Annotated in this window: 7 protein-coding genes; 5 read left to right on the top strand and 2 right to left on the bottom strand. The window is 52.9% G+C overall.

Going from position 1 to position 8,075, the window contains the following annotated elements; genetic code table 11:
• A partial coding sequence (locus tag KOO63_15540) for a hypothetical protein (GenBank protein ID MBU8923232.1) occupies nucleotides 1-504 on the bottom strand: 504 nt, incomplete at its 3' end.
• Between the two features lie 144 nt (nucleotides 505-648).
• The gene (locus KOO63_15535; protein MBU8923231.1) at nucleotides 649-837 is read right to left on the bottom strand and encodes a type II toxin-antitoxin system RelE/ParE family toxin; all 189 of its coding nucleotides are present in this window, start codon (nucleotides 835-837) and stop codon (nucleotides 649-651) included.
• Between the two features lie 240 nt (nucleotides 838-1,077).
• On the opposite strand from KOO63_15535, the gene KOO63_15530 reads away from it, so the two are divergent.
• The 5 genes from KOO63_15530 to KOO63_15510 form a co-directional block, all read left to right on the top strand.
• Nucleotides 1,078-1,542, top strand: coding sequence for a hypothetical protein (locus tag KOO63_15530; protein MBU8923230.1), 465 nt, complete (start codon nucleotides 1,078-1,080; stop codon nucleotides 1,540-1,542).
• An 82-nt stretch (nucleotides 1,543-1,624) separates the two neighbouring features.
• The gene (locus tag KOO63_15525; GenBank protein MBU8923229.1) at nucleotides 1,625-2,968 is read left to right on the top strand and encodes a zinc-dependent metalloprotease; all 1,344 of its coding nucleotides are present in this window, start codon (nucleotides 1,625-1,627) and stop codon (nucleotides 2,966-2,968) included.
• Nucleotides 2,969-3,360: 392 nt separating this feature from the next.
• A complete protein-coding gene (locus tag KOO63_15520; GenBank protein MBU8923228.1) occupies nucleotides 3,361-5,697 on the top strand; it encodes a GH92 family glycosyl hydrolase in 2,337 nt (778 codons plus the stop codon).
• A 112-nt stretch (nucleotides 5,698-5,809) separates the two neighbouring features.
• Entirely contained in the window at nucleotides 5,810-6,313 is a 504-nt protein-coding gene (locus tag KOO63_15515) for a hypothetical protein (protein MBU8923227.1), read from the top strand.
• On the top strand, nucleotides 6,314-8,075 hold a 1,762-nt coding region (locus tag KOO63_15510; GenBank protein MBU8923226.1), incomplete at its 3' end, for a T9SS type A sorting domain-containing protein. It abuts the gene before it with no gap.

Here is an 8,075-nt window from a genome sequence, read left to right as displayed (position 1 = left end):
CCATACGATGATTGCTCCACCGGCGTCATCTGATACTATCCGGGGTTGGTCCTGGTCCAGCGATACAGTGCAGACTTCGATTCCATACTCGTCCCACAGGACCGTTCCCGCTGAGTCTATGCGCTGGGCGTAAACGTCCCAGCTGGTTCCGCTGCGGTAGTCCTGCCATACAACGATCGCTCCGCCGGCTCCGTCGGATGTGATCCGGGGGGCCTCTTCATCTTCCCCGAAGTCTGTGCAGAGAAGTACACCATCAGTGGTCCACAGGGCTGTTCCCGAGGCGTCTATACGCTGCGCGTAGATGTCGTATTCACCACTGCGGCGATCTGCCCATGTGATGATCGACCCACCGGCTCCATCGGATGTGATCTGGGTGTCCACCTGAAAATCCGTTGCCATACAGACGGGTACTCCGTCCTCGATCCACATGGCCCAGATCGACGGGACCGCGATTATCAGTGAACAAAGCAGTATTGAAAACAACACTCTCGTGAACCTGTTCATGGTCTTTCTCCTTAAATGTCTCAGGATAGTCAGTAACCTGCATTGTACCACAGGAGTCAGGGGGAGTAAAGGAGGGGGGTGCCTATGCATCACCCAGAAGCGTGCCGATCTTCGCCATTACCTCTTCGACGAAGTCCGCAAGCCTCATGACCGTTTTTTGTAGACATCGCTTCTGTGGGCGATCCGCAGGATCATCACATCATCTCCGACGATCGCGAAGATGACGCGGTAATCGCCGACCCGATATTTTCGCAGCCCCGCAAAATGGCCCTTCAGGGCTGGAAAAGAGCCTGCCTTCTCCGGCAGGTCCTTTTCGATGGATGAGTTGAGCATGAAGTCCGTTAGTAATATTCTTGACCAACTCAAAAACATTTGTTAGAATCAGTGCGCAATTGGGGACGTAATTATTTAATAATTAATATTTATTTGATAACATAAGGCGTGACTATTGGATTTTACAGGGGTTGGGAGGATTCCTCACTACTGTATTTAGGATATTCATAAGGAGTGCGATGGACCATAAATCAATGAGTTGAACTGAGTTTGAAACCGTCACAGGAGGTAGCAACAGTCATGAGGACTATTTTGACGATCGCGATCGCGTTTTTGTGTTTCATGTCTCTCGATCTGCAGGGAGGGATCATGAAAAAAGAAAAATTGTCAATAGAACAGCATATTGACAGATCTGTAGTCGTTGTTTTTGGTGAAATTCTCGAGGCCACTTCATATATCGACAAGGATAATACGGCTAGAGTTCTGATCACCAGGGTCTTTAAGGGTTCCGACCAGGTCAAAAAGGAAAAAGAGATCATTGTCGGATTCCCCGGGCTCGGAATAAGCGAACTCGAAAGGGAGATCAGAAGTTCCCATAGTTATAAGATAGGCGATAAGGGTCTTCTCTACGTTAGAAAGATAAAAACCGACAAGTATTACTGGACGGAGAGATTCGTAAAAGATTCAGCCGATGAATCATGTAAGCTCAAGATCAGTGATGAAATAGGAAAGATCGAAAAACATCTGTCCAAAGCTGCTGAGTGACAATCTAAATCAGAATATTCGGAAAACGAATCGAGTTTTAATGCTGAATGAAACATACAGATAGATTAAGGAAGGAAGAAAAATGAAACGTCGGTTAACTTTTATGCGAAGGAATATTCCTTTTATCTTCCTTGTCGTTGCCGGATTGACAACTCTGATTTTGACCGCGGCGGTGATCGCCGGCACATGGACAGGGACATGGGGAGCAGGTGGAAAATGGACTGGATCGGTCACATACAAGTTCGTCGATAGCCCGGGAGGGGCCAATCCTCATCCATCACGAAGTTCGACTGCCGCCGAAAAAGCGGCCATCCGTGAAGCGATCTCCGAATGGACCGATCACCTGACAGACAGGCTTAACGTCTCAGAGGCGGGAGCCACTGATACACCAGACATAACGATAAGGTGGGAAGACGCCAGTCTATTCAAGGACTGGGGATCGGATATTGATATCAGTACTGCTGTCGGAATGTGGAATTTTGGTGGAGATGGTGGGATCGCGGCTGCTCCATGGAATCAAGGAGCCGAAGCGGCGAATTATCCGACGAACGAGATATATTTAAATGAAGGTAAGAGTTGGTTTGTGGATCCGACGCCCAAGGCAGATACCGAATACGATATGAACGGCACACATGGTACTGCCAAAGTGGGCGGAGATGCCGAGGGTAAATGGGATCTACTCACTGTCTTCAAACATGAATTCGGTCACGCTCTCGGGCTTCAGCATGGCGCAGGCTGGGATGTGATGGAAGCTGACTGGCCTTCGGGTGTGAGACGCCACGAGACGACGGATGATGTCTCGGCGCTCCAAACTTTATATCCAGAGCCACCGCCATCGACAGCGGTTTATGTAACCTCGTTTCTTGCCTGTATAAATAGTGATCACGTGGAAGTCAATTGGATTACCGATTCAGAACTTAACACTGCGGGATTCAATTTGTACAGGAGCGGGGAGCCAGCTGGTCAGAAGATCAGGCTCAACGGAGCTCTTATTCCTTCAAGAGGCAATGAGATCGAAGGAGCAGAGTATAGCTACGTTGACGACCAGGCTGATGGAGCCAGATATTATTACTGGTTAGAAGATGTGAGCCTGTCGGGTGAGACCGCCATGAATGGGATGGTTCTGGCAGAACCCGGCGACACTCCGGTTACTTTCAGCCTTGCCCAGAACTATCCTAATCCGTTCAATCCGAACACGATCATCGAGTACAGACTCTCGAAGAGCGGCCATGTGAAACTCGATATCTACAACATCGCCGGACAGAGGATCGTAACTCTCAAGGACCAGTTCGAACAGGCTGGCCGGAGGAGCGTATCCTGGGATGGTAAGGATTTCAACGGATCGGATGTTGTAAGCGGCGTCTACTTCTACAAGTTGACGGCAGGAGACGATACGGAAATTAAAAAGATGATTCTTTTACGGTAGAACGAATCTGAATCGATTAGTTGCGAAGTAGTGATGAACCCGGTTGTCAGAAGGGTTGAAGCCCCGGCAGCCGGGTTTTTTAGTTCAAGTCGAGTAGGCTCTTTTCAATTTTAATTCAAACAAATCAAAGAGATAGGGGATCAGGTCATTAGAGCCGGTGGCGTAGTATGCATGTAGATAATGTCGTCCATAGGCGACAATAAGTGCGATAAATGATAATAATGTATGCTGTAGACGTCATTAACTACGTCGGCTGCCAGTTCGTTATCAAATGCATCCTCATCCTCCACCAGAACACGATGCCAAAATTTATTCTTGACTATTCTGCGACATCAGGGAGAATTTGACCCGGTTTATGTCGCCAGTCATGTAATAGAATAAGGAGCCTGAAAATGAGATCTTCACAGCGAACAATATCGGCTACTAAGTGGCTTCTTATTATCTTCTGTATCGCTTATAGCGCCCTGTCTGGTCCAGGCTCCAGTCTTGCTGCCGAAGCAGCCAAAGCTGCCGAGGAGCTCTGCACATACGTCAACCCCTTCATCGGCACAAGGGACATGGGGCATACTTTCCCCGGCGCGACCATGCCTTTCGGGATGGTGCAGCTGAGCCCCGACACCGACACACTGATGTTCACATACGGAGATGGTTACAACCCCGATGTCTACAGGTACTGTGCGGGGTACCAGTATGACGATCCGACCATCGTCGGATTCAGTCACACGCATTTTAATGGTACGGGCCATTCCGACCTCGGGGACTTTCTTCTGATGCCGGCCGTCGGCCCGATCCGCCTCAATCCCGGCACAGCCGGTGACCCCGATTTTGGCTATCGCTCGCGCTATTCGAAAACGACCGAGAAGGCCAGCCCCGGACATTACGCGGTGACTCTCGCGGACTACGAAATAGATGTCGAGCTTACCGCTACAGAGCGAGTAGGCTTTCATAAGTACAGCTTTACCGGTAAAGAGTCAGACGCACACATCATCCTCGATCTGGTCCACGGCATATACAACTACGACGGCAAGGTCATCTGGTCCTCGATCCGTGTGGAGAACGATACCCTTGTCACAGGGATGAGACAGACCCGCGGGTGGGCGAGAACGCGGAGCTTATTTTTTGCGATGGTCTTCTCAAAGCCGATAAGCTCCTATGGCCTCCACAACGAAGAGGATATCGTCTACAACGGCTGGTGGCGCAAGTTCGATGAGAATGAGGACTTTCCCGAACGAGCTGGTCGCAATATAAAGGCTCATTTCGATTTCGACATCGAAGAAGGCGACGAGATCCTCGTAAAGTTCGCCCTGTCGCCGGTCAGCGCGGCGGGCGCCTTAAAGAACCTGCGCGCCGAAGTGCCCCACATGGACTTCGACCGTACACGCGGTGAGGCACGCGCGGCATGGGAGCGGCAGCTATCGAAGATCACGATCGATGCCTCACCCGACCGCAAGATCAATTTCTATACAGCTCTGTACCACGCCTGCATGTCGCCCGTCGTCTTCTGCGATGTCGACGGCAGCTACCGCGGGCTCGACCAGGAGATCCACCGCGACCCCGGATTTACCAATTACAGTATCTTCTCGCTCTGGGACACATACAGGGCTTTGCACCCCCTGCTCACCATAATCGAGCCTCAGCGCAGCTCCGACATGATACGGTCCATGCTCGCTCACAGCGATGAGAGCGTCCACGGCATACTTCCCGTGTGGTCGCATCATTCTGACGAGAACTGGTGCATGATCGGATACCACGCCGTACCTGTCATCGTCGACGCGTGGATGAAGGGGATACGCGGATTCGACGGCGAACGAGCACTTGCCTCATGCGTGCGGAGCGCGAACTTTGGCGCTTACGATGGCATTGCCGCCTACAAAAGCCTTGGCTACGTCCCCGAGGATGTCAGCGGCAGCTCCGCCTCCAAGACCCTCGAGTATGCATACGACGACTGGTGCATATCTCAGCTGGCCGGTGAACTCGGCAGAGAGGATCTGGCGAAAGAATTTCAGGAGCGGTCAGCAAACTATAAAAATATCTTTGATAAAAGTACGGGATTCATGCGCGCGAGAAATTCGGACGGCGCATGGCTTAGACCTTTTGATGCTCTCAGCGTGGCGGGGCAGGGGTACATCGAGGGGAACGCCTGGAACTACTCTCTCTATGTACCTCATGATGTTCCCGGGTTGATAGATCTGGTCGGCGGAAATGATCGTCTCGTGGAGTGGCTCGACTCACTTTTTGTAATGAGCGTGTCCGACGAGGATATCGCTCATAGCGAGGATGTCACGCGGGTCGGCATGATAGGCAACTACGTGCACGGCAACGAACCGAGCCATCACATCGCCTATCTGTATTCATATGCTGGCGCTCCGGAAAAGACAGCACGGCGTGTCCGCCAGATCGTCGACACGATGTATCGCGCCGCTCCCGACGGCCTCTGCGGCAATGACGATTGCGGACAGATGTCGGCGTGGTATATCTTCAGCTGCCTGGGGTTCTATCCTGTCTGCCCGGGTTCGAACGAGTATCTGATCGGTGTGCCATGTGTCGAGGAAGCGATCATAAGGCCGGCGGGTGGCCCGGAGATAAGGATTGTCACAGAAGAGTATAACAGCGGAGTGCAGTCGGTTCGTTCCGTGAAGCTCGACGGGAAGCTGCTTGGAGGACCCTTCCTCGACCACTCGAGGTTGATGAACTGCTCGAAGTTAGAGTTCATGCTTGGTGGGAAATGAACAGGTGGCGAATGAAGTGTATGGTAGAATTGGCTTTCTGGTGATATAATACTTACAGGGATTAACTTTCGAATAATCGGGGATCGATGTCTCCAGCCAGGGGAGAACGGAGATGAGACTTTCGTGGAAAGCAGTTCTTGCGGCGGCTGTCTGCATGGCGATCGCGATACCTGCTATCGCCGGTCCGACATCATTTATAGGCATATACGCCGACCCGTATCATTATGACATGGACGCGGTATTGACCGATCTTTATCAGCAGTTTACTACATGGACCTGGGTGCTGCCGAGCGACGACGGGATCATGTGCGCCGAGTTCAGCACGAGTGCCCCGCACACCGTAATCACTATCGGAATTTTTATCAATCCCGAGCACTCGGTCAGCCTGGGTGATCCCACGACAGGGATAAGCATATGTTTTCCCGAGTGCCGAACGGACTGGACATGGATGTCTCAGTCGACATACCTGAGCCTGGGTATCGATTATGACTGGATAATACCCGGGCCGCATCCGGATACAGGGGAGATGCGCGTGGCGACATGCGAACCGGGGTATCCCATAGCACCGATGTATGTCTACAACTGGTTCGGTATAAACCAGTACGCGGGCGGGTGAATGGCCGACCATTATCCCCCCTGGTTCAGGTGGGTAAAGCCGGAAACGGACAGTTCGGCGAGAGTCTTCTGGTGCGAGAGGATGGATCCGGCTACCGCGGTAGATCTATCATTGTACAGGGCTTACAGGACCGACGATATCACCAGCGAGCTTACTATCCAGAGTATATCCCTTGAGCCCGATAACCTGCAGGTCATCGTCGGTTTTCTCGAAACTATCGGTTCAGGTACGGGATACGTGCTCGAGGCGGACGGGGTGAGGGACGAGTTCGGCAACGCCGTCTACATGGAGAAGATGTCGTTCGGTAACGGCCCCGATCTCGAGTTCACCAGTATCCTCAGGTCGCCGACCAGGCTGGAAGACGGTACCGAACCGGTAACGGTCACTTACGACGTAGTCAACCGCGGCAATGAAAGTACGCCGGCCTTCGCCGTTTCGATATTCTTCCAGGCAGGAGATGGAGGCGATCAGGAAGAGGTCCTTCTCGAGACGATATATCATGACGGCCTGGAACCCGATGAAACGGCCCATCATTCGACGCCGGTAATGATTCCGCCGGGGGCATCCCGGGAGAACGACATCATTGCGCGGGCCGATGTGCAGGGCGAGGTGGCCGAGTTCGACGAGACGAACAACGAGACCAGTATCGGTCTGACTTCCTATGTACCGAAGATCCTTTCGATCCTCGATACGCCGAGTGACGGGGGAGGCTGGGTCGATCTCATATTCGAAAAAGCGCGGTACGACGACGACGCGGTCAGCTATCCAGTCAATTACTACGAGATCTTTCGCCTCGATGAGGGCGCGCCTCAAACGGCGGTAGAGACATATCTCGAGATCACGCGAGGGCTCATCGACTCTGACCTGGATCACCTGTCTTTCAGTTTACATCGAGAGCAATCGACCATCAGGAGACCGACTCCGGCAGAGATCCATTCCGGTACGGTCGCATCTGTGCCTGCTGCCGGGAATATCGAATCGATACCCGCCGCCTATTTCCTCGACGACTGGACACTGGTCGAGACTGTCCCCGCGGCACGACAGGAGCAGTACGCCACTACGGTCCCCACCTATGGCGTCGTCCCGGACGAAGCTGTCTGGTCTACCTATTTCGTCAGGGCCGTGGCAGGAAGCGGAAACGATCGCTACTATTACTCATGGCCCGATTCGGGGTTTTCTTACGATAACGCAGTCGGGCCAGCCTATACGCTCGATTGCTTCCTCGCTTCTCTCGAAGGCGAGGATGTAAGGGTCATATGGCAGCTCAGGGGGCAGGAAGGTGTCGACCGGTTTGAAGTCAGGCGCTCCTCGGGTGGTGAGGATTTCACATCGATCGAAGTGGAGATCAAAGAGCCCGTCGAGGGCTCGTACATGTTCCTCGACAAGGGGGTGGCCCCCGGGAAGGACCATGTATACCGGGTGGCTATAGTATCGGATGGGTCGGAATACCTGATCTTCGAGACTGAAGCGGTGAGGACTCCCGCAGTAGAATTGACCCTCTATCAGAACCGTCCGAATCCATTCAATCCTGCAACGGAGATAAGCTATGTCCTCCCGGCCGCCGGGAGTGTCCTCCTCGAGGTCTACGACGTGGCGGGCCGCAGGATCAAGACACTCGTTGACGGTGTACAGCCGCCCGGCAGGTACTCCGCTGACTGGACGGGCCACAACGAGACAGGTGGACGCGTCGCTTCGGGCGTCTATTTCTACAGGCTCAGGACTGGCAAGAAGGTCCTGACCCGGAAGATGGTGCTTTTGAGGT

This window comes from Candidatus Latescibacterota bacterium (genome assembly GCA_019038625.1).
In the GTDB taxonomy this organism is placed as follows: Bacteria; Krumholzibacteriota; Krumholzibacteriia; order Krumholzibacteriales; family Krumholzibacteriaceae; genus JAGLYV01.
This window is presented reverse-complemented; position numbering and strand designations above follow the sequence as displayed.

What these genes read in the sequence shown, in the direction of transcription:
- KOO63_15535 (MBU8923231.1), bottom strand. Translation starts at nt 837, where the DNA reads ATGCTCAACTCATCCATCGAAAAGGACCTGCCGGAGAAGGCAGGCTCT.
- KOO63_15530 (MBU8923230.1), top strand. Translation starts at nt 1,078, where the DNA reads ATGAGGACTATTTTGACGATCGCGATCGCGTTTTTGTGTTTCATGTCT.
- KOO63_15525 (MBU8923229.1), top strand. Translation starts at nt 1,625, where the DNA reads ATGAAACGTCGGTTAACTTTTATGCGAAGGAATATTCCTTTTATCTTC.
- KOO63_15520 (MBU8923228.1), top strand. Translation starts at nt 3,361, where the DNA reads ATGAGATCTTCACAGCGAACAATATCGGCTACTAAGTGGCTTCTTATT.
- KOO63_15515 (MBU8923227.1), top strand. Translation starts at nt 5,810, where the DNA reads ATGAGACTTTCGTGGAAAGCAGTTCTTGCGGCGGCTGTCTGCATGGCG.